Raw genomic sequence first — 26,431 nt, forward strand, 5'->3', positions numbered from 1 at the left:
TTCGGCGCCGTCACGGACCGCGCGGGCCTCGATGCTCAGCCGGTCGTGGGTGAACGTGATCGTCCACGATGCCCGCGCCCTGGCTCTGCGTCCGGCCGGCTGAACCGGGTCCTCGCGCGGCGAGCCCAACGCGCGTGACAGGACCGGCAGCGGCTCGGCGCCGGCGGGCGGTGCGTCCTCGATCCGGCCGCGCCGGCGCTGCGCGATGCCGGGGAACGCGACCCACGCCTGGTCGCCGGCCCTGATCAGCCAGAGTCGCCGCTGGCCCGCCGGCTGCGCGTGCAGGCTCAGGCCGACGGTGGCGTTGAGCCAGCGGCCGTCGGGCAAGCGCACGCCGATCGTCCGGCGGCGGGCGACCAGGCCGTCGGGCTCGCAGAGCATTTCCTCGAACGGCGCGTCGGGGTCGGGCTGGGACCGGGGCTCTCGGGCGGCGGCGTACGCCCACGTCACCAGGTAGGGCACGCCGAAGAACAGCACGTAGATCGGCACGGCGACGCCGAGGCCGGCAAAGAACAGCGCGATGCCGACGAGTGTCAGGGCGGTCCTCGCCACGAGCCGCCGGGTGAGCCGGCGATGGCTCACGGCGTACGGCACGCCGTTGGGCGGCAGCGGCGCGCCGGGCAGCTCGGAGCCCGGCTCCCACACGCCGGTGGGTTCGGTCATGGCGTCCCCAGGGTTCGAAGTAGATCACCGGCTATTCGCCATTCGTGCGGGGGGCGTTACGGGTCGGGTCTTCCCAAGTCGCTGTAATTCAGGTTAGGCTCACCTAAGTAGGAGGTGACCCGTGACCGAGGCCCCGACATCCGTCCGCCGCCCGCCCGCGCCGAACCCCGCCGAGCGGGCCAAGACGATCGCGACGCGCAACGGCCCGGCGACGGTCATGCCGACCGTCGAGCGCGCCGACTGCGAGGCCGAGCGCGTGGTACCCGTGATGCACCACGTGCACCACAGCGGCAGCGTCAGCATTCTTCTGCCGGACGAGCACCCCATGGTCCGCTCGACCCGGCAGACCCAGCGCGGCGAGCTCGCCGTCATGGTCGAGCTCGCCGACCACGCCCCGGTGGACCTGCGGGAACCGATCCGCGGCCTGTTGTGGATAACAGGATGGCTCCGGCCGCTGACGGCGGTGTCGGCGCGGGCGCGCGCCGTGTCCATCGCCGAGCAGCGGCCGGACCACCGGCTGCTGGACGTCGGCCACGGCCTCACGCTGCTCCGCCTGACGCCAGCGTCCCTCGTCCTCGCGGACGCCGAGGGTACGCACTCGCTGCGGCCGCACATGTTCAGCGCCGCGCCGCCGGACCCGTTCCACAGCTATGAGGCGGACTGGCTGCGGCACCTCGAGAGCGACCACTCGGACGTCGTCGTACAGCTCGCGAAGCACCTGCCGCCCGATCTCCAGCAGGGCCGCATCCGCCCCCTCGGCCTCGACCGCTTCGGCCTGCGCCTCCGCATCGAATCCGACACCGGCGACCACGACGTGCGCCTCGCGTTCTCCCGCATGGTCGACAGCCCGCCCCAACTCGCCGCCGAAATGCGCCGGCTGGTGGGCTGCCCGTTCCTACGGCAGCAGCGCAGCGCCGGCTGAGGGGTTCGGGCTCGCGGGCCGCTGGTGGGTCGAACCCACCGAAGTGCTCGCGCCCGCGCGCCGACGCTGGGTCCGACCCACCGAGATGCGGGCGGTATCGGTCATCCTTAGGTCCGACCCACCGGGTCGTTCGTGCCCGCCGACCGCCGCACGACCCGAGTGCGCGCCCTCACCGGCTGATCTTGGGCCCAACCCACCGTGATACTCGTACCGTGAGCCACCATCGGGTCCGACCCACCGAGATGCTCGCGGTGTCAGTGTCCTTCGGTCCACCCACCAGGGCGGTCGCGGTCACGGACCGCCCAACAACCGAAGCGCCCGCACGCACCAGCTGACCTTGGGCCCAACCCACCGTGATACTCGTACCGCCAGCCACCATCGGGTCCGACCCACCGAGATGCTCGCGGTGTCAGTGTCCTTCGGCCCACCCGCCAGGGCGTTCGCGCCCGCCGACCGCCGCACGACCCGAGTGCGCGCCCTCACCGGCTGACCTTGGGCTCAACCCGCCGTGACGCTCGTGCCGTGAGCCACCACTGGGTTTGACCCACCGAGTTGCTCGTACCCACGAACCGCCCGGCAGCCGAAGCGCTCGTACCCACGAGCCGGCTGTGGGATTCAACCCACTGAAGGCTCGCGATGTTGGTAGTGCGTAGGTCCGACCCGCCGAACCATTCACACCCGGCACAACTTGTCCCCATGGGAATGGTTCGCCGGCTGTCCCCATGGGGACAGGTCGACTGATCCACAGGTGGACAACTCGGAGTCATGCCGATGGGAAGAGTCGCAACCTGTCCGCATGGGGATGGTTTGTCACCCTGGGGCAAACCATCAGTGCCAGGACATTGGGTCGGACCCAAGCTCGCGACACCGGGCCGAGTCGGGCGCCCAAAGCTGCGTGCCACGCCCTGGCGCGCCCAACTCGGCGGCAGGTGTGGCGAGCCTCGGGTCGAACTCGACCGGCTCTGACCAGCACTGCGCCGCCACCGCAGGAGCTAGGTCGGACCCAACCAACCACAAGCCCGGTGCACGCAGAACACAGAACTGGGCCGGCCCCACCGACGTGGAGCCGGCCCAGCGGCGACCCGAGCTCAGTCGTCGGCGAGTTCGGGTGGGAAGCCGCCCGTGGCGATCGGGCCCCAGCGGTCGATGGTGATGCGGATGAGGCTCTTGCCCTGCTTGCGCATGGCCTCGCGGTACTCGTCCCAGTCCGGGTGCTCACCGGAGATGCTGCGGAAGTAGTCCACGAGCGGCTCGACCGAGTCGGGCAGGTCGATGACCTCCGCGGTGCCGTCGACCTGCACCCAGGCGCCGTTCCACTCGTCCGAGAGCACGCAGACGGACACGGCCGGGTTGCGCCGCAGGTTCGTCACCTTCGCGCGCTGTGGATAAGTCGCGATGACGATGCGGCCCTGCGCATCGATGCCGCAGGTGTTGGGGGACAGTTGCGGCCGCCCGTCGGCGCGGGTGGTGACGAGGATCGCGCGGTGACGCGGCCGCAGGAACTCGACCAGCGCGTCGCGGTCGACCTTCGTGTTGGTGGCGATAGTCCGAGGCATGACCCCGACGGTAGCGTGCGCTCATGAGCACCACAGAGCGATCGGGCCTGCGATCCTGGCTGCTGCCCGTTCCGCCGGAACTCCCCGCGCCCGTGGCGGACGAAAAGGAGCGCCGGGCGATCAAGCTGGAGCTGGTGCTCGTCTTCGGCATCACCCTCGGGCTCTCGGGCGCCCGCAGCCTGCTGTCCCTTGTGGACTCCCTGCTGCGGCCCGTCCCACTCGCCCAGCAGCAGGTGCAGCTCAACGTCCCCCAGGCCGCCGCCAGCCTGCTGGACCTGCTCCAGCAGCTGCTCGGCGCGCTGCAGCTCGTCGGCTGGGGTGCGCTCGGCCTGTACCTGCTGTGGCGCGCCGGCCTCAAGCTGCGTGACGTCGGCCTCGACCGCCGCTCCCCCCGGTCCGACGCGCTCATCACCGTCGGCCTGGCCGCCGTGATCGGCATCCCCGGCCTCGGTCTGTACTTCCTCTCCTACCACCTGGGCTTCAGCCTCGCGGTCCAACCGTCCACTTTGGGCGATACGTGGTGGCGGCCCGTCGCGCTCACGCTCTCGGCGTTCGGCAACGCGTTCGCCGAAGAGGTGCTCGTGGTCGGCTACCTGATCACCCGGCTGCGGCAGCTGGGCGTCCGCGAGAACTCCTCACTCGCGGGCGCCGCGGTATTGCGCGGCTCGTACCACCTGTACCAGGGTTTCGGCGGGTTCGTCGGGAACCTCATCATGGGGCTCGTCTTCGGCCGCGTCTGGCAGCGCACCAACCGCCTGTGGCCGCTCGTCGCCGCCCACACCCTTTTCGACGTGGTGTCTTTCGTCGGCTATTCGCTCCTGAAAGGCCAGGTTTCCTGGCTCCCCTGACCGTCGCTCATTAGGCTCGGCCCAGTGAACGACGTGACGGCACCACCCAGGGTGGACAGCGAAGTCGGACCCCTTCGTGCGGTTCTCCTGCACCGGCCGGGAAACGAGCTCAAAAGGCTGACCCCCCGCAACAACGACCAGCTCCTCTTCGACTCCATCCCGTGGGTGGATCGAGCCCAGGAAGAACACGACGCGTTCGCGGAAGTGCTCCGCAGCCGCGGCGTCGAAGTGCTGCTGCTGGCCGACACCCTGCGCACGGCGCTCGAAGACCAGCGCGCCCACGCCGCGGGCGTCCACGCGGCTGTGGATGAACGTCGTCTCGGCGCCGACCTCGCCGATTCACTGCGCTCGCACCTCAGTGGCGTCGACGCCGGCACGCTCGCCGAGGTCCTCATGGCGGGCCTCACGTTCGAGGAGCTGCCGACGTCCGAGGGCGCGTCGCTGGTGCGCATGATGCGCGATCCGCACGACTTCGCCGTCGACCCGCTGCCGAACCTGTTGTTCACGCGCGACTCGTCGGCGTGGATCGGCGACCGTGTCGCGATCTCGTCGCTGACCATGCCCGCGCGGCGGCGCGAGACGGCTGTGCTCGACCTCGTCTACGCCTACCACCCGCGCTTCCGCCACGCCGCGCGCGCGTACGGCGCCCACTCCGCACCCATCGAGGGCGGCGACGTGATGCTGCTGGCCCCGGGCGTGGTGGCCGTCGGCATCGGCGAGCGGACCACGCCGGCGGGCGCGGAGTCGCTCGCACGCTCGGTGTTCGCCGACGGGCTCGCCCACACCGTGCTGGCCGTGCCGATCGAGCAGTCGCGCGCGACGATGCACCTGGACACCGTGTGCACGATGGTCGCGGCCGACGCCGTGGTCATGTACCCGCTCGCGCGCGATTCGCTCACGGCGTTCACCGTCCGTCCGACCGGCGACGGCGGCGTGAAGGTCGCCGGCCCGGCGCCGTTCCTCAGCGCGGCCGCGGAAGCGATGGGCATCGACCGGCTGCGCGTGATCGACACCGGACTCGACCCGGTGACCGCCGAACGCGAGCAATGGGACGACGGCAACAACACGCTCGCGCTCGCGCCGGGCGTCGTCGTGGGTTACGAGCGCAACGTGGAGACCAACGAGCGCCTGGCCGCCGCCGGGATCGAGGTCCTGGCCATCACCGGATCCGAACTCGGTTCCGGCCGGGGCGGGCCGCGCTGCATGTCGTGCCCGATCCTTCGGGACACGATCTAAAAGCAAAAGTTAGCCTTCCCTAATTGCCTTGAATTTATTAAGGCGAGGCTAACCAAAAGTAGTGTCGATTTCTTTAGGAATAGTAACCCTAATAGGGTGCACATCACCAGCTGAAAGTGGAAATCAATCAGGAGTTGTCGTACCGTTGTCAGCATGGCCCTCACGAAGAAAGAACCGCGCTCGAAGTTCTACGAACTGCTGCAGGCACAGATCCAGAACGAGTTCCACGCCTCCCAGCAGTACGTCGCGCTGGCGGTCTGGTTCGACAACGAGGACCTGCCGCAGCTCGCGAAGCACTTCTACAAGCAGTCGGTGGAAGAGCGCAACCACGCGATGGCGCTCGTCCAGTACATGCTGGACCGCGACCACCACGTCGAAGTTCCCGGCGTGAAGGACGTCCGCAACGACTTCTCCGCCCCGATCGAGCTCCTCGAGCTCGCGCTGGAGCAGGAGAAGGAAGTTGCCGCCGACATCTCCACGATGGCGAAGGCCGCGCGGGCCGAAGAGGACTACATCAGCGAGCAGTTCACGCAGTGGTTCCTCAAGGAGCAGGTGGAAGAGATCTCGCAGATGTCCACGCTGCTCACGGTCGCGCGCCGGGCGGGCGACAACGTGTACGAGATCGAGAAGTTCCTGCACCGCGAGGCCGTCGGCACGTCCGCCCCGGACGCCGGCATGCCCCCCGTCGCGGGTGGCGCGCTGTAACCCAACCAGCTCGCGAAGCCCGGGCTGTCCCTCGCGGGACAGCCCGGGCTTCGTCGTTTCCGGGTTGCCCACACCCGAACACGGCTGTCGTGGCTTGGGTCGGACACAATGCTGGGTCGAGCCCACCCCAGCCCTTCACAAGCCTGCAGTGCCGACCAGCTGATTGCATCCATCGCTAGATCCGACCTGACGCCGGCCCTGGCCCCTGGTGCGGGATCGCACCCAGCACTGGGTCAAGCTCAGCGAGCATCCACCTGCCAACGCCAGGTCCCGTCGGCAGCTACCGCCGGCGCGAGCCCGGAGATGTCCGGCAGCCTGCCACGCCAGGTCAATGCCGACAAACGCGGGCGCAGGGCCATACAAACCGCAATTGGGTCGGACCCAATGCTGGGTCGGACACAGTCAGCCGTCCGCAGGGCTCAGCGACCGCGTTTGCAGCACGCATGGGCCGAACCCGTCTCTAGGTCAGGCCTACCCACCTGTCCACAGCCTGCCGAAAACGAGGAAACCCGAGCTCTCCCCCTGTGGACAGCCCGGGTTCCTCGCGAAGCGCCGACAGGTCAGGCGGCGCAGGTCTGGTTCGTGGCGCGGACGTCGACGCTCGACACGGAGCCGTCGTCGGCGAGGGTGAAGTGGTAGGCGCGGTCGCCGGTGGGGGCGACGAGGCCGTCCGACGAGGCGGCTGTGTCGGGGTACGCGGCGGTGACGTCCTCCTTCGCCGAACCCGCACCGACGCCCTCCGGGGTGTGCGCTGCGCCGTCCGGCTTCACCACGACCACCCCCTCGTCCGCCGACACCACCGCGGTCGCGGCGGGGACCCCTTCGCCGGCAACTTCGTAGTACGTGCAGCCCGCCGACTCCTTGACCGGCGTCAACGTCAGCCCCTGGTCGGCGAGCTGCTGCTCGGTCATCCCGAGCTTGACGCTGCCGAGCCCGTCGGCAGTCAGCAACGGTCCCTTCATGACCTTCACCGGCGCCGAACGCCGCGTCGGAGGCGCCGGCGCGTGGGAATTGCGCGGAGGGGGCGGCGGCGCGCCCCCTTTCGTCGACGGCTCCTGAGTCTGCGATCCCGGCACACCCACCGAAACCGCCGCCGACGCTGAAGGCGACGGGGAAACGTCCGTCACCGTCAGCGAAGAAGCGGACAAATCGGCCGTCCCGGTGGTGCCCTGGAACTTGACCACAGCGAGCCCACCCGACACCACCGCCAGCGCGCACACCGCACCAGACGCCGAGATCAGCACCTTTCGCCGCTGCCGACGTCGCCGGGCACCCGCCACGATGGCGGGCGCGGCACCGGACGGCGCCTCGACGCCGAGCCGCTCGTCGGAGAAGAGGGCGCGGAGCCGCTGTTCGAGCTCGTCCTCGGAGACGTTCAACCCGCTGCGCTCCCTTCCCCGTGCTTCAGCTTCGTCCGCAACGAAGCGATGGCCTTGCTGGCCTGGCTCTTCACCGTCCCCTGGCTGACCCCCAGCGCTTCCGCGATCTCGGCCTCGGACAGTCCTTCGTAATAACGCAGCACGACCACCGCGCGTTGCCTCGGCGGCAGATTTCGCAGCGCCTGCCACAACGGCTCGTGCTCGAACGGGTCCGCGGGCGCAGACTGGCTCGTGTCCGGCAGGTCCGCGACCAGGTTTTCGCGACGCGTGCGTCTCCAGCGGCTGACGTGGGCGTTGGCCATCGACCGCCGCGTGTACGCGAGCGGATCACCGGTCTTCTGCCGCACATACGACCACCGTGCGCCGATCTTCTCGAGCACGGTCTGCACGAGGTCGGCGGCGTCGTGCGGGTTGCCGGCGAGGGCGTGGCCGTAGCGCAGCAGCCCGGGGAGGCTGGACTGCACGAAGTCGCCGAAGTCGGTGAACACCCTGGGCTCGGGCACGGCTCGGGCGCCCGCCACCCACGCCGGATCTCCCCCCGCGATGACAGGTGCCGCTGCCGTCACCGTATCGCCCCCTCCCCGGATGGGATCGCCGAGCACCGCGTCCTCGTCATCCCCCACACGCATGGCAGCCCCCGCAGGTTGTCCGGCCGTTGCCACTACTTCCCGTGGCAGGCCGGGTGGCTCAGCGCACGGAGAGTGACTCAGGCAGCTTCAACGAACCGTCCGTGCCAGCTGGGAAATCGTGTACCGAGGCCACAGCGTTTCGCGGAATCGGCCCGTAAACGTGGGGGAACAAGATTCCGTCCGGGTGCGGCGGGGCGCCCTCCTCCCAGACGACGCGCGCATCGAGCTTCACCGGGTCGATTTCGAGCAGCAGGAGGTCCGTGCGGCCGTGGTACAGGGCGTTCGCCGGCAGCGAGACCGTGCCGGGGTCCGAGCAGTGGATGAACCCGATCTCCTCGAGCGACGGCGCGCGGTACTCGCCGTCGTCGGGGATCGCGGCCCACTCGTCACGGGAGCAGATGTGGAGGATCACGGCCGTGATCGTGCCATCGTTGGGTCCGACCCAGGTAACGGATTACGCGGGTTCTGCGCTGTGGAAGTTCGGTGTCAAACTTCCACAGCGCACGTCAGCGGATCGTGAGCTGGCGCCCGATGAGGCCGTCGCGGGCGCGCCGCTCGGCGGCGTTCAGCGGCTCGATGTCGAGGGACTTCAGCGCTTCCTCGAGGCGGGCGCCGAGCTGGTCCTTGGGTTCGGCCCATTCCCGGGCGTGAGCCTCGGGGTCGAGGTCCCACACGGGGACGAGCAGGCCGTGAGCGCGGAACGAGCCGGCATAACGCGTGCCCTCGCCGAGGCCCAGCGTACCCGCCGCGGACAGGCGCGCAAGCGCTTGCAGCAGCAGGTTCTCCGGCTCTGGGCGGACCCAGCGCAGGTGCGCCTTCTCGCCGGCGAGCACCCAGTACGCACCGGCGCCGAGGCGGTCGGTGGGCATGATCGCCGCGTTCGCGCGCTCGAGCGACACCGCGACGTCACCACTGGCGTCGGCGTCCTCCGGCAGCCACCAGCCGAAGTCGCTGTGGAGCTCGACCTCTAGCTCGGCGGCGGGAACGAGCAGGTCCTGCAGGCGGTTGTGTTCGTCGGGGTCAGTGGGCGAGGTGGTGTCCGGCACGGACAGCACGTCGCCGGGCTGCGCGTCGAGCACCCAGCGCAGGGCCCGGCCGAGGTCGCGGCTGATGTCCGACGAGCGCGTCTGCACCTGCAGGCCGAGGTAGCGCTGCCCGTCGGAGCGGACGAACGCCGCGGCCGCCATGGGCAGCACGGTGGCGAGGGTGACGTCGCCGCCTTCGGCAAGCGTCAGCTTCGCCGTGGCCGACGGGACGAACTCGCGCAGCGCGATCAGTTCCGGTTCGGCCGCCAGGCCCTCGAAGGGCTGGCCGACGAAGACGTCGCGCACCTTCGGCTTGCGGTCCGGCTTGGGACCCTTCTTCCGCGCGCCCTTACCCACTTCAGCCTCCTCAAAGCTCGACGCCAGACGCTATCGAAGCGCGGGCTGCGAGGGGCGCCCGGGTTAGAGTCGGCGCGTGTTCGACGCCTCCGATCCAGCCTTCCTCGCCGACCCCTACCCGGCGTTCGCCGCGCTGCGCGCCGAGGGCGAGGTGCACCACCACGCTGGGCTCGACCTGGCGATCACGGTCTCGCACTCCGCAGCTGCCGCCGTGCTGCGCCACCGCGGGCTGGGCCGGATCTGGACGGACGCGCAGCCGCTCGAGCGGTTTGCCTCGTTCAACCTGCTGCACCGCAACTCCCTGCTCGAGAACGAAGCGCCGGCCCACACTCGGCTGCGGCGCGTGATCGCGGGCGAGTTCGGGCGCGGGCACGTGCAGCGGCTGCGGCCGATGGTCGCGCGGCTCGCTTCGTCCATGGTGGACACACTGGCGGGCAAGATCGCCGCCGACGGCAGTGCCGACCTGCTCGAGCACCTCGCGCAGCCGCTGCCGGTGGCCGTGATCGCCGAGCTGCTCGGCATCCCCGTCGAGGACGGGCCGCAGCTGGTGACGTGGAGCAACGCCATCGTGAAGATGTACGAGTTCGGCCTGCCGGAGGCCGGCCGCGACCCCGCCGAGCAGGCCGCGGCCGATTTCGTGACCTACCTGCGCGAGGTCGTGAGCGGGACCCCGGGCGGGATCGTGGCCGACCTCGTGGCGAGCGAGCTGACGCCAGACGAGGTCGTGGCCACCGCCGTCCTCCTGTTGATGGCCGGCCACGAAGCGACCGTGAACGTGATCGGCAACGGCGTCACCGCCCTGCTGACGCACCGCTCGCAATGGGAGCGGCTTGTGTCCGACCCAACGTTGCTCGACTCGGCTGTGGAAGAACTGATCCGGTTCGACGCGCCGTTGCAGCTCTTCGAACGGACGGCCACCGAAGATGTGGACATCGCGGGCTACCGCGTCGAACGCGGCGCGAAGATCGGCGCGCTGCTCGGGGCCGCGGCGCGGGATCCGAAGGTGTTCGACGAGCCGGACACGCTGGACATCGGCCGGTCCCCCAACGCCCACCTCGGGTTCGGGATGGGCATCCACTACTGCGTCGGGGCGCCACTGGCTCGGGTGGAGATCGCGGCGGCGTTGTCGGCGTTGTCCACAAGGCTGCCGGGGCTGCGGCAGGCCGGCGAGCCGGATCGGCGGCCCGAGTTCGTGATTCGGGGTCTGCGGACGTTGCCGGTGACGGCCTGATCTTCACCGTAGACCCGCGAAGAGGTCGTCTTCCGTCTCGGCCGGGGTGCCGTTGACCAGGTGGTAGTCCTCCCACGGCCAGGTGGCGCGTTCGAGGTCGCGGTCGTGGCTGAAGAACGGGTGGGCCGGGTCGGTCTGGGTGGCGTGGGCCTTGAGCGCGCGGTCGCGGGTGGCGAAGTGCTGCTCGCAGCGGATCCGAGTGGTGACGGGGAGCCGGTCGGGCGGGAGCTCGTCGAGGACTGGACCCATCCGGGATTCGAGCCCGGCGGCTTCCGTAGCGTCGTGCATGGCCTGGAACCACGCACGGCTGAGGGTGGCGAGGTAGTAGAGCTTGCGCGGCGTGCCGTCTTCGGTCGCGTCGAAGGCTTTTCTGGTGACTTCGTGGGTCCGGATGTGGTCGGGGTGTGGATAACCGCCGGTTTCGTCGTAGGTGATCACGACCTGTGGACGGAATTCGCGCATGAGTCGGGTAAGCGGCCCACTCGCGTCCTCAATGGACAGTGCGGCGAAGGAGCCGTCGGGCAAGGGCTGGTTCAGGCCGGAGTCGACGTGGCCGAGGAACCGTTGACGCACACCGAGGATCTCCGCCGCGGCCGCCATTTCGCGACGCCGGATGGCGGGCAGGTCCTTGTGGACAGCCGGGGTGTCGAACGCTGGGTTGAGCACATCTCCGCGTTCCCCGCCGGTGCAGGTGGCCACGAGGACGTCGACGCCCTCGGCCGCGTACTTGGCGAGCGTGGCGGCGCCCTTGCTGGATTCGTCGTCGGGGTGGGCGTGGACGGCCAGCAGGCGGAGGGTCATTTCCCTGGTCCTTTCGGGAAGAGGGCGGCGGGGATGAGGCTGAGCGCGGACAGGCTCGCGCGGGATCTTCCGGCGGGGCAGGGAGGTGTAGAGCATCGTCATGCCGGGGGTGGTCGTGGCACCGAGGTCGAGGCCCCTGATGAAGAACGACGCGGTGAGCAGGGCCGGGGTGGGCGCGTGGTCGATCTGGGTGAACACGATCGTGCGCAGGAGCGACAGGCCGATACCGGTGAGCATGGCAAATGCGTGCGCCCAGTTTTTCGATGATCTTGCCGCCGTCGAGCAGCGCGGTGGCGGACCCGAGCGCTTGTGGGGCCAGCAGCAGGCCGGCGGCGAGGGCGGTGGTGTGCTCGGCCTGCTCGTAGTAGAGGGGGAGCAGGAGTATGGAGCTGTAGAGGGACGCGCCCAGGAGGAACGTGCTCGCGCTCGCCAGTGCGAAAGGCTTGTGGGAGAACAGGTTCAGGTCCGGCAGGGGCGCCGCGACGCGGCGGGCGTGGAGTCCGTAGGCGACGAGGAGGACGGCGCCGGCGATCGCGACCGGGGTCGCGCCGTCGGCTAGCCCGTAACCGAGGGCGGCGAGGCCGGGCGGGAGAAGGAAGAGGCCGCGAAGGTCGAAGGGTTCGCGCAGGGCTGTGGATGGAGTGCGGTTGTCCACAGGTGGATTCCCGGGCTTGTGCGGTTCTGTGGATGGAGTGCCGTTGTTCGCGAGCTCGGTCAGCGGGGCGGTGGATGCGGTTCGGTTGTCCACCGGGATGCGCCGGTTGGCTGGACTGGTGGTGGCGAAGGCTGGTTGCCTGGTAGTGGCGGGCTCGGTCCGCGACGTCCGGCCGGGCAGGACGCGAGAGCCGAGCGTGAGGGTCGCGAGGCCGAGCGGGACGATGCCGAAGAAGAGCCAGCGCCAGCCGAAGCCCTGGATGAGCGCGCCGCCGAGGAGGGGGCCCAGGACGGGCGCGACGGTGGCCGGCAGGGTGACGACGCCGATCATCCGCGCGAGCTTCGGGCCCGCGGCCCGCGCGAAGAGTGCTTGGCCGACGGGCTGCATCAAATCGCCGCCGAGGCCGTGGATGGCGCGGAAGAGGATGAGCGCGCCGGCGCGGACCGGGCGAAGCCCCAGAGCAGGGTGCCGGCGGTGAACAGCGCGACGGCGCGGAGCCAGACCGCCTTGCCACCGAAACGGTCGGTGAGCCAGCCGGAGAGCGGGATCGTGAGCGAGGCCGCGAGCAGGTAGGCGCTGGACACCCACTGGACCGCCGTGAGCGGGCTGCCCAGGTCGTGGGCGATCGTACCGATGCCCGCGGACACGATCGTCGCGTCGGGGATAGACAGCACCGCGCCCATGATCAAAACGCCGCCGAGGCGCCAGAGGCCCGCGTCGCCCGGGTCGGCTGTGGATGGTTTCGGGTGAGTTTTCATCAAGCCCCCAGTTGGTTAGGTCGAACCAGAGATTAGGTCGAACCTAGTTTATAGGTCAAGCCTAAAAATAGGTCGAACCTACTAAGATGACGGGATGAGCCTGAGGGAGCAGAAGAAGCTGGAGACCCGGCAGAACATCTCGCACGCGGCGACGCGGCTGTTCATCGAACGGGGGTTCGAGGTGGTGACGATCGCGGATGTCGCGGAGGCGGCGCGCGTCGCGAAGATGACCGTGACGAACCACTTCGGACGCAAGGAAGACCTGGTTTTCGACATCCGGAATGACTTCGTCGACTGGCCGGCGAAGCTGGTGCTGGCGGATCGGTCAGTGCCGCCGTTCGCGGCCGTGCGGGACGGGTACTTCGCAGCGCTCGAGAAGCGGAGTGCGTTGCTGGGGTTCGCCGGGATCGAGTTCGTACGGATGGTGCGGGAGAGCGAGAAGCTGGTGTCCGCGCTCGCGCAGATGCACCTCGACCGCGAGCGTGCGCTGGTGGCCGAGCTGGTCGCGCTCGACCGGCGCGACGAGATCTTGCCGCGCGCGGCGGGGGCACACCTCACGTCCGTGCTGCGGCTTCTGTTCGACGACGTCTGGGACCTCACCTACGCCGGCGCCGGGGCCGACGACCTGGCCACGAAGGTGCATGACTCAGCGACGAAGGCCTTCGCTCAACTGGAGCCGGCGCTCGGCTGACGGTCAGTGAATCCTTCGGGGGCCGGCGATTTCTGAGCGAGCGAAGCTCAGTGAGCCACGCCGACGGGGCGAGCGGCTATCAGCAAGCCGCGCCGACCGGGCGAACGAGGATCAGCGAGCCGCGCCGACGGGGCGGGCGGTGTGGAGTTCGGGGGCGGGGGCGCCGTCGACCTTGAGGACGCGGAGAGTGCGCAGGCGGTCGGGCGCGATGGGCATGAGCAGGTCGGAGAAGCGGCGGATGACGAGGGCCGTGAGGATGGCCAGTGCGGCGGCGGTGACGTCGGTGATCGCGACGAGGACGACGCTGTCGGCCATGGCCTGGACGCCCGGGCGGAGGCGCCAGATGACCGTGACGACCAGCATGACCCAGTTGACGTTCCACGCGCCCCACCAGAGGAGGACCAAGCGGGAGGGCTTGGGGCGTTCGTCGCGGGGGCGGCGGAGGATGGAGTGCTCGAGCTCGCCGACCACGGACAGCGCGAGCGGCAGGTTCGCGATCGGCACGAGCACGCCCACGAGCACCTGCCAGACCGGCCGCGCGGGCTCGACTCCGGACTCGTCGGCGGCGGCCTGGCGCGCGACGAGCAGCCACCACACCGACAGGCCCGCCGGCAGCAGCGACAGGATCGTGGTGAGCAGCCCGGCAGTGACGACGAACGCATCGGAGAAGCCGACGACCGACGTGCTCAGCGCCGAATCGCGGCTCTGCACCAGGAGGACGTAGCGCCAGACCTCCGAGCCCGCGGCCGCGAGCGCGAGGACGGCGAACGTCCAGAGAATCGTGCGAAGGCTCTGCGCCAGCACCGGAATGCGGTCGATCGGCCGCACCGCGCCGGACGCCGTGCCGGGCACCGTGGTCGGGCGGCGCCAGACCAGGTTCGGAAAGCCCCACCGCGGCGGGACGGGGTACGAGGGCGGACCGTCGTACGGCTTGGCCGCCACCGCGCGGCGCCGTGGCACCGCGCCAGGCGGCGGCGAGGCGACCCACCTCAGCCGCGGACGGGGACGTTGCTGCCGCGGAGCCGGGTGGTGTGTCGACGGCTCGGCACCGCTTCGCTGGATCTGGCCCTGCGGCGCCGCGGTGAACGGCTGCGCCTGCGGCGACGGTGGCGTGAACGGCGGGTACTGAACTTGCCCGCCGACCGGGGCCCGCCCAAGACCGGCCTGCGCGGCGCCGGGCTGCGGGCCGCCGCCAGGCCGGGCGTACGGGTTGCCGCCCGCGGGCCCGCCAAACCCGTTCGGAGCCTCCTGGCCAGCGCCCGGCGCGGCGTACGGGTTGCTCTCCGGCCATGCACCAAAACCGTTCTGTGGGTACTGACTGCTGCCGGGCGGGGCATACGGATTGCGACCCTCGGGGCCTGCGCCAAAGCCGTTCTGCGGGTGCAGACCAGCATCGGTTGAGGCATCCGGATTGCCGCCGGCAGGCGCGACGAAGCCGCTCTGGGCGTGCTGGCCAGCGCCCGGCGAGGTGTACGGCTCGCCCTTGGGCCCTTCGCCGAGAGGGCTCTGCGGATACCGACCGCTGCCGGACACCGAGTACGGACTGCCCCCGTCGGGCGCAGCGAACCCATTCTGCGGGTATTGGCCAGCGCCGGACGCGGCCTGCGGATTACCGCCCCCGGGTCCCGCGCCGAAGCCATTCCGGGGGTACTGGCCAGTGTCGGGCGGAGTGCGCGCGGCGCCCTCGGGGCTTGCGTCGAAGGCGTTCTGCTGGTGTTGGCCGCTGTCAGGCGACGTGTACGGATCGCGATTCTCGGGTGCGACAAAGCCGTTCTGGGGAGGCTCGCCAGCGCCGGGTCGCGCGTACGGGTTGGCGGGCTCAGGTTCGGCGCCGTAGCCGTTCTGGGTGTACGGGGTGGCCTCCGACGGGGGCGGAGGTGAGCCGAAACCGTTCTGCGGATAGCCCGCCGCGGGCAGGTGGTGGGCGGGTTCCGGGTGGGGACCGCCTTGCGAGTAGGTGTGGCCGCCCTCGGTCGCCGCGCCGAAGGTGTTCTGGGCGGGCGATGGGGCGTAGGGGTTGCGGTTCTCAGGCCCGGTACCGGAGCCATTCTGCGGGTAGTCGTCGTTCGGGTCCGGATGGTCGAAGCCGGGGACCCAGCCGTCCGGGGCGGACTCGGCCGAAGCCGAAACCGAAGACGAAGCAGCCCGATCAGTGTCCGAGCCAGGGCCGTGCCAGGTCGGATACTGAGGCCAGCCCGGCCCGCCGGAGCCGGGTGGGCCCGCGGAGCCGGGAGGGACAGGAGGCTGGCCTGGGTGCATCCCTCAGATGACCTCGGGTTCGGTGTCCGGGTGCTCGCTCACCATGGGGCGGCCCTCGTGGGCCCAGGAGCCCATGCCGCCGGCGACGTTGACGGCGTCCCAGCCGCTGGCGTTCAGCCAGGCGGTCGCGCGGGCGGAGCGGCCGCCGCTGCGGCAGATGACGTAGACGGGCTGGTCGTCGGGGAACTCGGAGAGCTCGTCGACGCGCGCGGGCAGTTCGCCGAGCGGGATGTGCTTCGCGCCGGGCGCGTGGCCGGCGGCCCACTCGTCGTCTTCGCGGACGTCGAGCAGGGGGATGCCGTCCTTCGGCAGGTCACGGACCTCGGCCGTCGGCAGTTCAGCGGGGCTCACCACAGTTCCATGCTCCCATGTCCAGGCGTTGTACGCGTGTGAGGAAGACGCTAGCGCCCGTACTCGGCGCGCAGCTCCGCGGCCAGCGGATCCAGCTTCCGGTGCGCGAAGCGCGCGTACAGCGCGGTGATCACGAACGTCGTCACGAACTGCGCCAGCCCGAGCACCAGCCCGACGGTGATGGTGCCCCACAGGCGCACGCTCATGAACCCGTGCGCGTAGTCCGCGAGCAGCACGTACAGCAGGTACCAGGCCAGGAACGCGGCTGACATCGGGAACACGAACCCGCGCAGGCGCCGGCGCAGCAGGCGGAACTCGGGTGTCGCCTGCACGAGTTCCCAGTCGATGTCGGCCTCGGTGCGCTCCACGGGCGACCTCCTTCCGTCAAGAAGATCTTCCGCCCCGGAAACGCTGCTGCGGACCCGTCGGATCAGGTGATTAGCCCACTACTCAGAGTGTCTATTTGCGGTGTCGCCCACGCCCGGCGCGCACCCGGTCCTCGGCCTGGCCGAATCGCGCGACGGCGCGGTCGCGCATCAGGCCCAGCGGGTCGGGGGCGTGCAGCCGCAGCATGATGTCGTTGACGAGCTCGGGCCGGCCGTACCGCGTCACCCGGCTGACCAGGTACGTCACGAGGAAAGCGGCCGGCACCGAGATCAGGCCCGGCTGGCTCGTGTACCAGGGCGGCGCGAAGCCGACGTAGCCGCTCGCGATGTCCACGCCCAGCGCCGTCAGCACCAGGCCACCGCCGACGACCATGCCCGCGAGCGCGCCCTGCCAGCTCAGCTTGCGCCACCAGATACCGAGCAGCAGCAACGGGCTGAACGTCGACGCGGCGAGCGCGAACGTCAGCCCGATCGACAGCGAGATGTTCTCCGTGCGCAGCAGGAACGCGAGCCCCAGCGGACACAGTGCCACGATCGCCGTGCCCACCCGGAAGTCCTTCACCCGCCCGGGCAACAGGTCCGTGGACACGACGCCGGCCACGCTCACCAGCAGGCCCGACGAGCTCGACAGGAACGCGGCGAACGCGCCCGCCGCCACCACCGCCGCGAGGATCTGCCCCGCGAGGCCCGGCAGCATCGCCGACGGAAGCATCAGCACGGCCGCGTCGGTGTTGCCCGTGAGCAACAGCTGCGGCACGTACATCCGCGACAGCGCGCCCAGCATCGTCGGGAACAGGTAGAACAGTCCGAGCAGCAGCAACACGTGGACGGTCGTGCGGCGCGCCGCCTTCCCGTCCGGGTTCGTGTAGAACCGCACCAGCACGTGCGGCAGGCCCATGGTGCCGAGGAACAGCGCGAAGATCAGCGAGTACGTCTGCAGCAGGTCGGTGATCTTGCCGGCCGCGGGGTGCAGCCACGCGTCGTTCGTCGCCGGGGCGTCGCTGATCACCGGCACCGGCGTGCCCGCGGCGAACCGGAGCGTGGTGCCCCGCTCGACCGTGTGCGGGATCAGCGGCGACCAGCGGGCGACACCGCGCGCGGGGCCGTCGTCGATGCGGCCGTCTGCGTAGAAGAAGGTCACGGTGGTGACCTTCACCGTCACGTCGGTCTGCACCGACACCGTCGTGTCCTGGGTGAACACGGGCGGTGCGGGCGAGCCCAGCGCGCGCGGGCCGCCCGGGCCGCCGCCGGAGAAGAAGACCAGGCACAGGATGAACGTGGGCACCGAGATCGCGAACAGCTTGAGCCAGTACTGGAACGCCTGCACCACGGTGATCGCGCGCATGCCGCCGGCGATCACGTTCACGCCCACCAGCACCGTGACGACAACCGCGCCCACCCAGGCGGGCACCGGCAGGATCGTGGCGAGGGTAAGCCCCGCGCCCTGCAGCTGCGGGACCATGTACAGGATCCCGATGAACACCACGAACGCCGTCGCGAAGCGGCGCAGTCCGAGCGACCCGAGCCGCGCCTCCACGAAGTCCGGCAGCGTGTACGCGCCGGAGCGGCGCAACGGCGCGGCGACGAACAGCATCAGCGCGAGGTAACCGGCGGTGAACCCGATCGGGTACCAGGTGGCGTCGGCGCCTTCCTTCAGCACAATGCCGGCGACGCCCAGGAACGACGCCGCCGACAAGTACTCCCCCGAAATGGCCGCGGCATTGCGGCGCGAACGGACCGTTCGCCGGGCGACGAGGAAGTCGTGGGTGCTGGTGGCCGAACGCGAGGAGCGGTACCCGAGGTAGTACGTCGCGAGGGCGACCAGCACGATGCCGGTCAACGCCCACGGGTTCAGCTGCACGGCTGGAATCCTCGCACGAGCGCGCGGTCCGCTGGTGCCCGCTACCGGGGCGGTTCGGGACGCACGCTCAGTTTTCGATCATGTCGACGAAAGCGCGTTCGTGGCGTTCGGCGAGCCGGTTGTACCAGAGGCCGACGGCGAACAGGAACGGGAACGGCAGCAGTCCCAGCACTAGCCACGGGATCGGGATGCCGATCACGGTGAACTGCGCGACGCCGGGCAGCAGGTAGAACAGCACCGGCATCGACCCGAGGACGCCGAGCACGAGCAGCGCCAGCAGCACGGCCGTGCGCAGTTGCACCTTCACCAGGTCGCGGATCAGCAGCTTCCCCCAGCTGGTCTGCTCCTCCAGCTCGATGCGCGCCCGCATGCGGCCCGCCGACTGCTTCGGGTCGGCCAGCACCACGCGCTGGCGCTTCGGCCGTTCGTGCGCGGGCTCGGACGCGCGCAGTGGCTTCGGCGCCGGCGGCACCGGCTCCACGACCGCGCTTTCCTCGCGTAGTTTGCCCAGCGTCGGGTCCGGTTTGCGGACGCCGTTGGCCAGGCGGTGGTACGGGTCGTCGGGTGCGGACACGACGTCAGCCGCCGCGGCCGGAGCCGACGAGCCGGTCCTTCAGCGCCCGCGTGTGCCGCCGGCTGACCGGCAGCACCTTCTCTTCGTTGCCGATCACGACCTGGTAGCCGCCCTGCCCCATGCGCAGCTCAGTGATCAGCGGCAACGCGACCAGGAATGACCGGTGAATGCGGACGAAGCCGGCCTTTTCCCAGCGTTCCTCGAGCTGCGCCAGCGGGATGCGCACGAGGTGGCTGCCCTCGGTGGTGAACAGCCGCGCGTAGTCGCCCTGCGCCTCCACCCAGCGCACCGACGAGCGCGGGATGAGCTTGGTGGTGCCGGCGAGCTCGACCGGGATGACCTCGTCGTCGTTCTTCACCGGGCCGGCCGGCCGCTGCCCCTGGGGCGGCCCGGCGGCCACTGCCAGCTTCTCGCGCACGCGCGCCACGGACCGGTCAAGGCGGTCCTGCTGGAACGGCTTCAGCACGTAGTCGACGGCGCCGAGGTCGAAGGCGTTGACGGCTTCCTCGGCGTGGCCGGTGACGAACACCAGGATCGGCGACGGGTTCATCGCCGCGATCACCCGGGACATCTCCATGCCGGACAGGCCGGGCATGTCGATGTCGGCGAACACCGCGTCGACCGTCGGCAGGCCCTGCGCGCGCCGGGCCACGAGCTCCGGGTCGTCGTGGGAGAACAGCCGCAGCGCGTCGGAGGCGTCCGACGCGCTGAAGACGCGGTGGACGTGTGGGTTGTTCCCCAGGCCGTGGGTCAGTTCGTCGAGCCCGTTCAGCTCGTCGTCCACTGCCAGGACGATGAGCCTTCGGGTGTCTTCATGAGCACTCACAGTGACTCGCATCCTGCCCATTGCCGAGTGCAATGTCCAGCCCCGTCCCGGTCATCCGCCCGTCGGGGACCGACCTCGCCCCCGTTTGCCTCAACGGAGATCACGAGCGCGGCACGACCGCGCGGCCAACGGGGTGAAACTTGGTGTTCGCGGCTCACAACCCGAAGCGGGCCCACGCGGCTTTGGCGCTCACCGCGTCGAGCACCGCGCTGGCCGCCGCTGGCGCGCCGATGCCCAGCCGGGCGAGCAGCGGCTTCTTCGGCTCGGCCACGGAGATCTCGGCGTCCGGGTACCGCTCGGTGACGATCTGGCGCAGCGAACCCAGGCCATCGACCAGGCCGAGGTCGAGCGCTTTCTGCCCGAGCCAGACGTCGCCGGTGAACAGGTCCTCGGTGTCGATCAGCCGGCCGCCGCGGCGTTCCTTGACCCACTCGACGAACAGCTCGTGGAGCTGGCCGTGCATCCGCTTCAGCCACTCCACGTCTTCGGGCTTCTCGGGGCTGAACGGGTCGAGCCGTGACTTGTTGACACCCGCCGTGTGCAGGCGGCGTTCGATGCCGAAGCGCTCGAGCAGGCCGGTGAACCCGAAACCACCGCTGATCACGCCGATCGAACCGACCAGCGACGTGCGGTGCGCGAAGATCTCGTCGGCCGCGCACGCGAGCCAGTAGCCGCCGGAGGCCGCGACGTCCTCGGCGAAGGCGAGCACGGGCACGTTCTTCTCGTCGGCCAGCTGGCGGATGCGCTCCGCGATCAGGCCCGACTGCGTCGGCGCACCGCCGGGCGAGTTGATCAGCAGGGCCACGGCCTTGAGCCGGTCGTGGCCGAACGCCCTGGTCAGCGCCGACTCGACGGCCGCGAGATTGATCGCGCCACGCGCCAGCGGCGACGGCGTCGGAGTGATCACGCCGTGCAGCTTCACCACGGCGACCACATCTTTGCGTTCGACGCGGTCACCGAGCACGGGCAGGCGGGACGTCAGCTTGTCGGCAACGCTCATGACGCCAGGCTAGCCAGTTCAGAGCGCGGGCAGCATGCCCGAACGCGATCCGTTCACACCGTTGTGCTCGACCTCGTCTTCGGGCTCGCCCTGCGGCGGCACGTCGGCGGAGTAGTCGGGCATGTTGGGGCGCACGCCGAGCTTGAACTTCGGCACGCGCAGCGTCACCTTCATCCCGGCGCCGGGCGCGGTGTCGACGGTGAGCGCGTAGTCCTCGCCGAACACCTGGCGCATGCGCTGGTTGATGTTGCCGAGGCCGACGTGGGCGCCGGTGCGGTGCGCGTTGCGCAGGTCGGTGAGCTGGCGCGGGTCCATGCCGATGCCGTCGTCCTCGACGCTGATGAGCGCCTCGGTGCCGTAGTCCTGTGCGATCACGGTGACGCAGCCGCCGCTGGGTTTGCTGGCCAGGCCGTGCTTCACCGCGTTCTCCACGAGCGGCTGGATGATCAGGAACGGCACGACGACGCTGAGCACCTCGGGCGCGATCTTCATCCGCACCTCGAGGCGGCCGCCGAAGCGGGCGTTCTCGATGGTGAGGTAGCGGTCGATGTTGCGCAGTTCCTCGGCCAGCGTGGTGTACATGCCGGAGGTGCGGAACGAGTAGCGCGTGAAGTCGGCGAAGTCCTGCAGCAGCTCGCGCGCCTCTTCGGGGTCCGTGCGGATGAGCGCGGAGATCGTGTTGAGCGCGTTGTAGACGAAGTGCGGCGAGATCTGCGCCCGCAGGGCCTTGATCTCGGCTTGGTTCAGCTGGTTGCGCGACTCCTCGAGGCGGGCCAGCTCGAACTGGGTGCAGACGAACTGCGCCACGGCCTCGGCCATCTGCACGAGCTTGCCGCGCGTGCGCCCGACGACGATCAGTGTCGCCTCCGCCGAACCCTCCACGAGGATCGGCACGATCGCGGCCGTCTTCATCTTGCAGGTGCCGCGGTGGTTGCACGGCAGCCGGTTGTGGTCGGCGACGGCGCGGCGGTGCTTGCGCAACGCGGTGCCGATGTCGTCGACGAGGTCGAGGTAGTGGTCGGTTGCCTCACCGGCCCACGACAGGAGCGTGCCCTCACTGTCGGTGATCCCCACGGCGAGACAGTCGAGGACCTCGAGCAGTTCCGCCGTCATGCGGTTGGCGGCCTCCTCGTCGAGCCCGGCTCGCAGGTTCGGCGTGGCCTTGGACATCCGGTGCACGGCCTGCAGCACGGCGTCCTGGATCACGCCCTTGGGCCGGCGCACCTTGAAGAGCAGCACGAGGACCACGATCGCGAGCACGCCGACCAGTGCCCACGGGACGACCTGCGCGAGGGGGAAGGCGGACACGACGTCCATGCTCTGCGCTCGACCAGCCGGGTGCAAGGTCTGCTCTCCACTTTCTGTCGAGTTGTGACGACCCAGAGTTGAACCCTACCGAGCCGCTCGCCCGGGCCGCACGGTCACTGCGAGCGACGGACGTGTTCCCACCACGGCTTCTTCGGCCCGGAAGCGGCAGGGCGACCCGACGCGCGAAGATACTCGTCGTGCGGCCACGTCCTGCTCAGCACGCGGCAGCCGTCCCACGCGTCGCCGCCGGCGCTCGTGGCTTCGTACACCCGTTGCGCGTCCTTCGGCCTGAACTGAGCCAAACGCCGAGGGTCGAGGTGTGTCCGCTGTCCAGCTTGACCGCCAGGATGACACGGATCGCCGAGCCGAAGTCGCGGGTGCGGATGAACGACTCGGAGCGGAGGAGCAGTTGGGCCGCGGGCAGCTCGGCGAACGGCGCGGGCCATTCGTAGTCCCACGCCAAGTTGTCGGCGGACACGGGCTTGCCGCAGCAGTGACAGCTCGAAGTGGTCGGTCTGCGCATGGGTCGTCCTCGCGGCCGGTGTGATCTCGTGCGGGAATTCGGCGGCCGCGAGGGCGGTGTTACTTCAGCAGGCGCGACATCCGGCGGTCGGCCAGCGGTTTGCCACCCGTCTGGCACGTCGGGCAGTACTGGAAAGACTTGTCGGCGAAGGAGATCTCGCGGATGGTGTCGCCGCAGACCGGGCACGGCAGGCCGGTGCGGGCGTGCACCCGCAAGCCGGAGCGCTTCTCGCCCTTCAGCATCGCCGCCTTCTGGCCGACGGAGCGCTGCACGGCGTCGGTCTCGACGTCGTGGATCGCGGCCGCCAGGGTTTCGAGCGCGCCCTCGTCGAGCTTGCCGACGGTGGCGTACGGCGAAAGCTTCGCCTTGTGCATGATCTCGTCGGAGTAGGCGTTGCCGATGCCGGCGATGACCGACTGGTCCGTGAGGGCCCACTTGAGCCGCGTGCCCTTGCCGGCGAAGAGCTCGCGCAGCTGCGACGCGTCGAGCGACAACGCGTCGGGGCCGAGGCGCGCGATACTGGCGACCTCGCTGGGATCGTGGACGATCCACACCGCGAGGCCCTTCTTCGTGCCGGCCTCGGTGAGGTCGAAGCCCGGGCCCGCGGCGGCGTCGAGGTGCACGCGCAGGGAGATCGGGCCCTTGCCCGGCTTCAACGGCGTGGGCGAGAGCTGGTCGGACCAGCGCAGCCAGCCGGCGCGCGCGAGGTGGACGATGAGGTGCAGGTCGCCGAGGACGACGTCGAGGTGCTTGCCGTGGCGCGTGGCGCCGGTGATCTCGCGGCCGTGCAGCTCGGTGTACGGCGGCACGGCGGTCTTCAGGACGCTGAGCGACGCGACGTCGATCCGGAACACCGTGGAGCCCACGGCGTGTTCGCGCAGGTGGTGGGCCAGTGCTTCGACCTCGGGCAACTCGGGCATGACACCAGTCTTACCCGTGATCCCCGATCCGGCCAGGTCCCCTCACTGCGCGGGGCTGTTATTCGACAGGGTGTTATTCGACAGGGTGCAGCGGCCCGTCGAAATCGGGCAGCGAATGCTTCTGGATCGTCTTCGTGATCCGCTTGACCTCGCCGGAGACCGTGAACATGCCCCGGATCGTACCGACCCAGCGCTCCGACGGCCGGTCGCCCGCCACGTCGCCCTCGGTCTCCGCGACGACCGTCCACGGCCGGCGCAGGATCCAGCGCAACGGGAAGAACAGCAGTACCAGCACGATCGCGAGGAACACCCATGCGGGCACGCGCACCTGATCGGGCGTCCAGACCACGAGCACGATCGCCAGGAACGCGGTGACCAGCAGCATCGCGATGCCCGGCGTGTAGCTGCCGGCGACGTCGTGTTCGAAATCGTCCGCGGTGGCGGGCGCACGCCACTCCATCTGGGCACGGACCACCCAGTCGCGGCCGTCTTCACCGCGCACCAGCCGGTTCATCCTGTTGCCTCCCGGGCGACGCTCGAGTCCCCCAACGCTACCGTGACGCTGCCCCGCGGCGCGAGGTGGTCACGGAGCGTGGCGAGCGGTTTGCCCGATTTTCGCTGCTCAGCGCGCCGACGTGGATCCGGAATCGGCCGAACCGGTGACATCCGACGGGGTGCGGTCTCCCGAGTCCTGGAAAGTGGAGCTGTCGGTTCCCGACGTCGACGTGGTCTGCGTCTGAGTCTCGGTCTCGGTCTCGCTCGACTGCGTTGTCTCGGTTGATTCGGTCGTCTCGGTTGTCTCGGTTGTCTCGGTCGGCGTGCTGGTCTTCGTGGTCTTCGTGGTCGACGTGGCATTCGGCGGCGACGTCGTCGTGACCGACGGCGGCAGGTAGGTCTCCGGCGGCGGTACATACGTATAGGACGGCGGCACGTACGACGGCGGCCTGGTCCGCGTCGTGTTGTACGGCCCGTCGATCGTCGGGTCGCCGGACGAGGTCGGGTCCGACTCGGTGTCGGCGCGCGGATCCGTGGACTCCTGGCTCGACATGGGCGCGTCCGACGGGTCGCTGCCGGGCAGGTCGACGCGGCCGGTCCCGTCGGACGGCGGCGGCGCGACGTTGCCCGCGCCCGGCACCGGCCCGTCCGGCAGCTTCGGCACGTCGTTGGTCTTGAGCTCCGGCCCGACGCCGGTGTGGTGGGCCACACGCTGCGGACGCGCGGCGGCGTGCAGCTGCCCCGTCGCGACGCGCGGTCCGTGCTGCACCTGCGGCGGCGGTTGCTGCCCCGGTGGGTCCGGCGGCTTCAGCGCCAGCTCGGGCGCGCCGCCGTGCAACCCGACGTCCTGCACCGGGTGCGTCCCGAGCACGAGCGGACCGGTCGTGAACCCGACCGCGCCCGCGGCCGCCGTCGATGCGAGCGCCAGCCCGACCTTGACCTTCGACCCGAGCAGCACACTCTTCACTGTGGCGGCCACACCCGTCACCTTGCCGAGGCCCGCCAGCGCCGGCACCGCAACGACCAGCACTTCGGCGTGCGCCCGCAGCGACGAGCACACATCCCGTAGCTCGTCCTGCGTCGCACGGCAAGAGGCGCACCCCAGCAGGTGCGCCTTGATCCGCTCGGCCTCCGCGCCCGTGACGCTGCCCGCGGTGAAACCGCCCAGCTTCTCGACGACCGAGCGGCACGTCTCCGGCCCGCGGTTCACCGAGAGGTGTGCCTGCAGATACGCGGCCCTGAGTCCTTGCCGCGCCCGTCGCGCCAACGCCGCCGTCGCGTTGGCCGACAACCCGAAGTGCGGCGCGACCATCGCGGGCTGCTCACCTTCGACCTCGGTTTGCCACAGCACGGTGCGCCAGCGCTCCGGCAGGCTCGTGAACGCGGTCGTGATCAACGTGTGCTCAGCGGTCCGCGCGTCGGTGTCCGCGCCGGCGCCCGCCCGGAACGTCAGCTCGTCGTCGGACACGGGCACATCGCGCCGTGCCCCGTGCCACTCCCAGGAAACCCGGCGGGCGACGGTGAGGAGGTACGCGCGGACGTAGTCACGCGGCCCGGCGCCGCGCCGCAACGCCTGCAGAACCCGGAAGAACGTTTCGGCCGTGATGTCCTCCGCCTCGGAACGGTCCGAGGCGAGGCTCTGCGCGAGCCGACGCACAGCCCCCGCGTGGAGCTCGAACAGCTCCCCGAAGGCGGCGTCTTCCCCGTTGCGGAGCCGCTGCAAGAGTGCCTGCTCGTCGGATTCCGAGGCCGCTGGTGACGGCGCCGTGCCCAGCTCGGTCATCCGGCAAGGCACCTCCTCCCCCGAAGGACTCACCATTCGGTCGAATGGGGACACCATACGGAGCGAAAACCTCGTCGTCACCCCTTGTACGCTCGATGTGACAACGAAGCACCGAGTCGAGGCACGCCGGAGACTCGGGCCCACCCAAGGTGGACCCCCCGAAAGTGACCAAGGCACCCCGGTATAGAGTGTTGTCAACACCGAGCAACAAGCGGTTAACGCGGATGTAGCGCAGCTGGTAGCGCATCACCTTGCCAAGGTGAGGGTCGCGGGTTCGAATCCCGTCATCCGCTCGTTCCAGGGCCACTCTGTCCACGAAATGCGTGGGATTGGGTGGCCCTCGCCATATCTCCCGGGGGCCGAGCCCCCCGGACCCCCGCGGTGCCATCGGTGGCCGACCCAGCACGGGTGGGGTTGGGCTACTGCGCGGGGCGCAGTGCCCGTGGTGGGGGATTTGCGTTGGTGAGTCGCCATTGGTGAGGGGCTGGCCGGGGCGGTGGGTCGTTGAAAAAGTCGGTGTGCCAATGGGCGTGTTGAATGCGGTCAATGTGGGCCGGGTGCTGCGGAACCGGTGGTGGACGCTTTGGTCGAAGCTGGCCGGCTGGGTAGCGCGAATCGCCCAGTCGCCGCGAGCCGCCAGCAGAGAAACCGCGGCGCACGGCATGCGGGCAACCGCAGCCGACTGCGGC

Annotated in this window: 25 protein-coding genes, 1 tRNA gene and 1 pseudogene; 7 read left to right on the forward strand and 20 right to left on the reverse strand. The window is 70.1% G+C overall.

From position 1 onward, the window contains the following. Nucleotides 1-784 precede the first annotated feature (784 nt). Entirely contained in the window at nucleotides 785-1,585 is an 801-nt protein-coding gene (locus I6J71_RS43680; RefSeq protein WP_204092203.1) for a DUF2470 domain-containing protein, read from the forward strand. A gap of 1,088 nt (nucleotides 1,586-2,673) precedes the next feature. Here the strand turns inward: I6J71_RS43680 and I6J71_RS43685 are convergent. Continuing rightward, nucleotides 2,674-3,141, reverse strand: a complete 468-nt coding sequence (locus I6J71_RS43685) for a PPOX class F420-dependent oxidoreductase (RefSeq protein ID WP_204092204.1) — start codon at nucleotides 3,139-3,141, stop codon at nucleotides 2,674-2,676. Between the two features lie 23 nt (nucleotides 3,142-3,164). On the opposite strand from I6J71_RS43685, the gene I6J71_RS43690 reads away from it, so the two are divergent. The 3 genes from I6J71_RS43690 to I6J71_RS43700 all read left to right on the forward strand — a co-directional run bounded on the left by I6J71_RS43690 (nucleotide 3,165) and on the right by I6J71_RS43700 (nucleotide 5,930). Beyond that, entirely contained in the window at nucleotides 3,165-3,989 is an 825-nt protein-coding gene (locus tag I6J71_RS43690; protein ID WP_204092205.1) for a CPBP family intramembrane glutamic endopeptidase, read from the forward strand. A 51-nt stretch (nucleotides 3,990-4,040) separates the two neighbouring features. Then, nucleotides 4,041-5,225 carry an arginine deiminase gene (locus tag I6J71_RS43695; protein ID WP_204097553.1) on the forward strand — a complete coding sequence of 395 codons (1,185 nt, stop codon included), beginning with the start codon at nucleotides 4,041-4,043 and terminating at the stop codon, nucleotides 5,223-5,225. Between the two features lie 153 nt (nucleotides 5,226-5,378). Next, nucleotides 5,379-5,930: a ferritin gene (locus tag I6J71_RS43700; protein ID WP_204092206.1), complete on the forward strand. Its 552-nt coding sequence runs from the start codon at nucleotides 5,379-5,381 to the stop codon at nucleotides 5,928-5,930. Nucleotides 5,931-6,490: 560 nt separating this feature from the next. On the opposite strand, the gene I6J71_RS43705 is transcribed toward I6J71_RS43700, so the two are convergent. The 4 genes from I6J71_RS43705 to I6J71_RS43720 form a co-directional block, all read right to left on the reverse strand. Beyond that, the gene (locus I6J71_RS43705) at nucleotides 6,491-7,309 is read right to left on the reverse strand and encodes a hypothetical protein (protein WP_204092207.1); all 819 of its coding nucleotides are present in this window, start codon (nucleotides 7,307-7,309) and stop codon (nucleotides 6,491-6,493) included. Further along, nucleotides 7,306-7,875, reverse strand: coding sequence for a SigE family RNA polymerase sigma factor (locus tag I6J71_RS43710; protein WP_370542257.1), 570 nt, complete (start codon nucleotides 7,873-7,875; stop codon nucleotides 7,306-7,308). Before I6J71_RS43710 ends, I6J71_RS43705 begins: the two co-directional genes overlap by 4 nt. Nucleotides 7,876-7,996: 121 nt before the next feature. After that, a complete protein-coding gene (locus I6J71_RS43715; RefSeq protein ID WP_204092209.1) occupies nucleotides 7,997-8,350 on the reverse strand; it encodes a DUF952 domain-containing protein in 354 nt (117 codons plus the stop codon). A 94-nt stretch (nucleotides 8,351-8,444) separates the two neighbouring features. Next, nucleotides 8,445-9,320: a DUF5926 family protein gene (locus tag I6J71_RS43720; RefSeq protein ID WP_204092210.1), complete on the reverse strand. Its 876-nt coding sequence runs from the start codon at nucleotides 9,318-9,320 to the stop codon at nucleotides 8,445-8,447. 76 nt (nucleotides 9,321-9,396) lie between these two features. Here I6J71_RS43720 and I6J71_RS43725 point away from each other — a divergent pair, with 76 nt between their 5' ends. Further along, a complete protein-coding gene (locus tag I6J71_RS43725) occupies nucleotides 9,397-10,551 on the forward strand; it encodes a cytochrome P450 (RefSeq protein ID WP_204092211.1) in 1,155 nt (384 codons plus the stop codon). 3 nt (nucleotides 10,552-10,554) lie between these two features. Here the strand turns inward: I6J71_RS43725 and mca are convergent, their stop codons facing one another. The 3 genes and pseudogenes from mca to I6J71_RS50100 form a co-directional block, all read right to left on the reverse strand. After that, entirely contained in the window at nucleotides 10,555-11,352 is a 798-nt protein-coding gene (gene mca, locus I6J71_RS43730; protein WP_204097554.1) for a mycothiol conjugate amidase Mca, read from the reverse strand. Nucleotides 11,353-11,656: 304 nt separating this feature from the next. Further along, nucleotides 11,657-12,394, reverse strand: a pseudogene (locus I6J71_RS43735) (MFS transporter); the annotation flags it as partial. Next, nucleotides 12,394-12,690, reverse strand: a complete 297-nt coding sequence (locus I6J71_RS50100) for an MFS transporter (RefSeq protein ID WP_204092212.1) — start codon at nucleotides 12,688-12,690, stop codon at nucleotides 12,394-12,396. The gene I6J71_RS50100 and the pseudogene I6J71_RS43735, both read right to left, overlap by 1 nt. 169 nt (nucleotides 12,691-12,859) lie before the next feature. Here I6J71_RS50100 and I6J71_RS43745 point away from each other — a divergent pair, with 169 nt between their 5' ends. Continuing rightward, on the forward strand, nucleotides 12,860-13,456 hold the full coding sequence (locus I6J71_RS43745) for a TetR/AcrR family transcriptional regulator (protein ID WP_204092213.1): 597 nt from the start codon (nucleotides 12,860-12,862) through the stop codon (nucleotides 13,454-13,456). A 111-nt stretch (nucleotides 13,457-13,567) separates the two neighbouring features. Here the strand turns inward: I6J71_RS43745 and I6J71_RS43750 are convergent, their stop codons facing one another. The 12 genes from I6J71_RS43750 to I6J71_RS43805 form a co-directional block, all read right to left on the reverse strand. Further along, the gene (locus I6J71_RS43750; RefSeq protein ID WP_370542258.1) at nucleotides 13,568-14,518 is read right to left on the reverse strand and encodes a DUF4328 domain-containing protein; all 951 of its coding nucleotides are present in this window, start codon (nucleotides 14,516-14,518) and stop codon (nucleotides 13,568-13,570) included. Between the two features lie 1,200 nt (nucleotides 14,519-15,718). Then, complete coding sequence (locus I6J71_RS43755; protein ID WP_204092214.1) at nucleotides 15,719-16,069, reverse strand: rhodanese-like domain-containing protein; 351 nt, start codon at nucleotides 16,067-16,069, stop codon at nucleotides 15,719-15,721. Nucleotides 16,070-16,116: 47 nt separating this feature from the next. After that, nucleotides 16,117-16,434 (reverse strand): DUF485 domain-containing protein, encoded by a 318-nt coding sequence (locus I6J71_RS43760; RefSeq protein ID WP_204092215.1) that lies wholly within the window; start codon nucleotides 16,432-16,434, stop codon nucleotides 16,117-16,119. Between the two features lie 91 nt (nucleotides 16,435-16,525). Beyond that, nucleotides 16,526-18,313, reverse strand: a complete 1,788-nt coding sequence (locus I6J71_RS43765) for a cation acetate symporter (protein ID WP_204092216.1) — start codon at nucleotides 18,311-18,313, stop codon at nucleotides 16,526-16,528. A gap of 67 nt (nucleotides 18,314-18,380) precedes the next feature. After that, the gene (locus I6J71_RS43770) at nucleotides 18,381-18,887 is read right to left on the reverse strand and encodes a hypothetical protein (protein ID WP_204092217.1); all 507 of its coding nucleotides are present in this window, start codon (nucleotides 18,885-18,887) and stop codon (nucleotides 18,381-18,383) included. A gap of 4 nt (nucleotides 18,888-18,891) precedes the next feature. Continuing rightward, nucleotides 18,892-19,725, reverse strand: coding sequence for a LytTR family DNA-binding domain-containing protein (locus tag I6J71_RS43775; protein ID WP_204092218.1), 834 nt, complete (start codon nucleotides 19,723-19,725; stop codon nucleotides 18,892-18,894). A 142-nt stretch (nucleotides 19,726-19,867) separates the two neighbouring features. Next, nucleotides 19,868-20,713 carry a S49 family peptidase gene (locus I6J71_RS43780; protein ID WP_204092219.1) on the reverse strand — a complete coding sequence of 282 codons (846 nt, stop codon included), beginning with the start codon at nucleotides 20,711-20,713 and terminating at the stop codon, nucleotides 19,868-19,870. Nucleotides 20,714-20,731: 18 nt separating this feature from the next. Further along, on the reverse strand, nucleotides 20,732-22,030 hold the full coding sequence (locus tag I6J71_RS43785; protein WP_204092220.1) for a sensor histidine kinase: 1,299 nt from the start codon (nucleotides 22,028-22,030) through the stop codon (nucleotides 20,732-20,734). A 205-nt stretch (nucleotides 22,031-22,235) separates the two neighbouring features. Continuing rightward, nucleotides 22,236-22,544, reverse strand: coding sequence for a hypothetical protein (locus I6J71_RS43790; protein WP_204092221.1), 309 nt, complete (start codon nucleotides 22,542-22,544; stop codon nucleotides 22,236-22,238). Between the two features lie 59 nt (nucleotides 22,545-22,603). Continuing rightward, nucleotides 22,604-23,464 (reverse strand): Fpg/Nei family DNA glycosylase, encoded by an 861-nt coding sequence (locus I6J71_RS43795; protein ID WP_204092222.1) that lies wholly within the window; start codon nucleotides 23,462-23,464, stop codon nucleotides 22,604-22,606. A gap of 73 nt (nucleotides 23,465-23,537) precedes the next feature. Further along, nucleotides 23,538-23,978 carry a DUF983 domain-containing protein gene (locus I6J71_RS43800; protein ID WP_204092223.1) on the reverse strand — a complete coding sequence of 147 codons (441 nt, stop codon included), beginning with the start codon at nucleotides 23,976-23,978 and terminating at the stop codon, nucleotides 23,538-23,540. A 108-nt stretch (nucleotides 23,979-24,086) separates the two neighbouring features. After that, nucleotides 24,087-25,742 (reverse strand): sigma-70 family RNA polymerase sigma factor, encoded by a 1,656-nt coding sequence (locus I6J71_RS43805; protein ID WP_204092224.1) that lies wholly within the window; start codon nucleotides 25,740-25,742, stop codon nucleotides 24,087-24,089. Nucleotides 25,743-25,962: 220 nt separating this feature from the next. On the opposite strand from I6J71_RS43805, the gene I6J71_RS43810 reads away from it, so the two are divergent. Then, nucleotides 25,963-26,035 (forward strand) — tRNA-Gly (locus tag I6J71_RS43810). Nucleotides 26,036-26,431 lie beyond the last annotated feature (396 nt).

Source organism: Amycolatopsis sp. FDAARGOS 1241 (genome assembly GCF_016889705.1).
In the GTDB taxonomy this organism is placed as follows: Bacteria; Actinomycetota; Actinomycetes; order Mycobacteriales; family Pseudonocardiaceae; genus Amycolatopsis.

What these genes read in the sequence shown, in the direction of transcription:
- I6J71_RS43685 (WP_204092204.1), bottom strand. Translation starts at nt 3,141, where the DNA reads ATGCCTCGGACTATCGCCACCAACACGAAGGTCGACCGCGACGCGCTG.
- I6J71_RS43690 (WP_204092205.1), top strand. Translation starts at nt 3,165, where the DNA reads ATGAGCACCACAGAGCGATCGGGCCTGCGATCCTGGCTGCTGCCCGTT.
- I6J71_RS43700 (WP_204092206.1), top strand. Translation starts at nt 5,379, where the DNA reads ATGGCCCTCACGAAGAAAGAACCGCGCTCGAAGTTCTACGAACTGCTG.
- mca (WP_204097554.1), bottom strand. Translation starts at nt 11,352, where the DNA reads ATGACCCTCCGCCTGCTGGCCGTCCACGCCCACCCCGACGACGAATCC.
- I6J71_RS50100 (WP_204092212.1), bottom strand. Translation starts at nt 12,690, where the DNA reads ATGGGCGCGGTGCTGTCTATCCCCGACGCGACGATCGTGTCCGCGGGC.
- I6J71_RS43745 (WP_204092213.1), top strand. Translation starts at nt 12,860, where the DNA reads ATGAGCCTGAGGGAGCAGAAGAAGCTGGAGACCCGGCAGAACATCTCG.
- I6J71_RS43775 (WP_204092218.1), bottom strand. Translation starts at nt 19,725, where the DNA reads ATGCGAGTCACTGTGAGTGCTCATGAAGACACCCGAAGGCTCATCGTC.
- I6J71_RS43780 (WP_204092219.1), bottom strand. Translation starts at nt 20,713, where the DNA reads ATGAGCGTTGCCGACAAGCTGACGTCCCGCCTGCCCGTGCTCGGTGAC.
- I6J71_RS43785 (WP_204092220.1), bottom strand. Translation starts at nt 22,030, where the DNA reads ATGGACGTCGTGTCCGCCTTCCCCCTCGCGCAGGTCGTCCCGTGGGCA.
- I6J71_RS43790 (WP_204092221.1), bottom strand. Translation starts at nt 22,544, where the DNA reads ATGCGCAGACCGACCACTTCGAGCTGTCACTGCTGCGGCAAGCCCGTG.
- I6J71_RS43795 (WP_204092222.1), bottom strand. Translation starts at nt 23,464, where the DNA reads ATGCCCGAGTTGCCCGAGGTCGAAGCACTGGCCCACCACCTGCGCGAA.
- I6J71_RS43800 (WP_204092223.1), bottom strand. Translation starts at nt 23,978, where the DNA reads ATGAACCGGCTGGTGCGCGGTGAAGACGGCCGCGACTGGGTGGTCCGT.
- I6J71_RS43805 (WP_204092224.1), bottom strand. Translation starts at nt 25,742, where the DNA reads ATGACCGAGCTGGGCACGGCGCCGTCACCAGCGGCCTCGGAATCCGAC.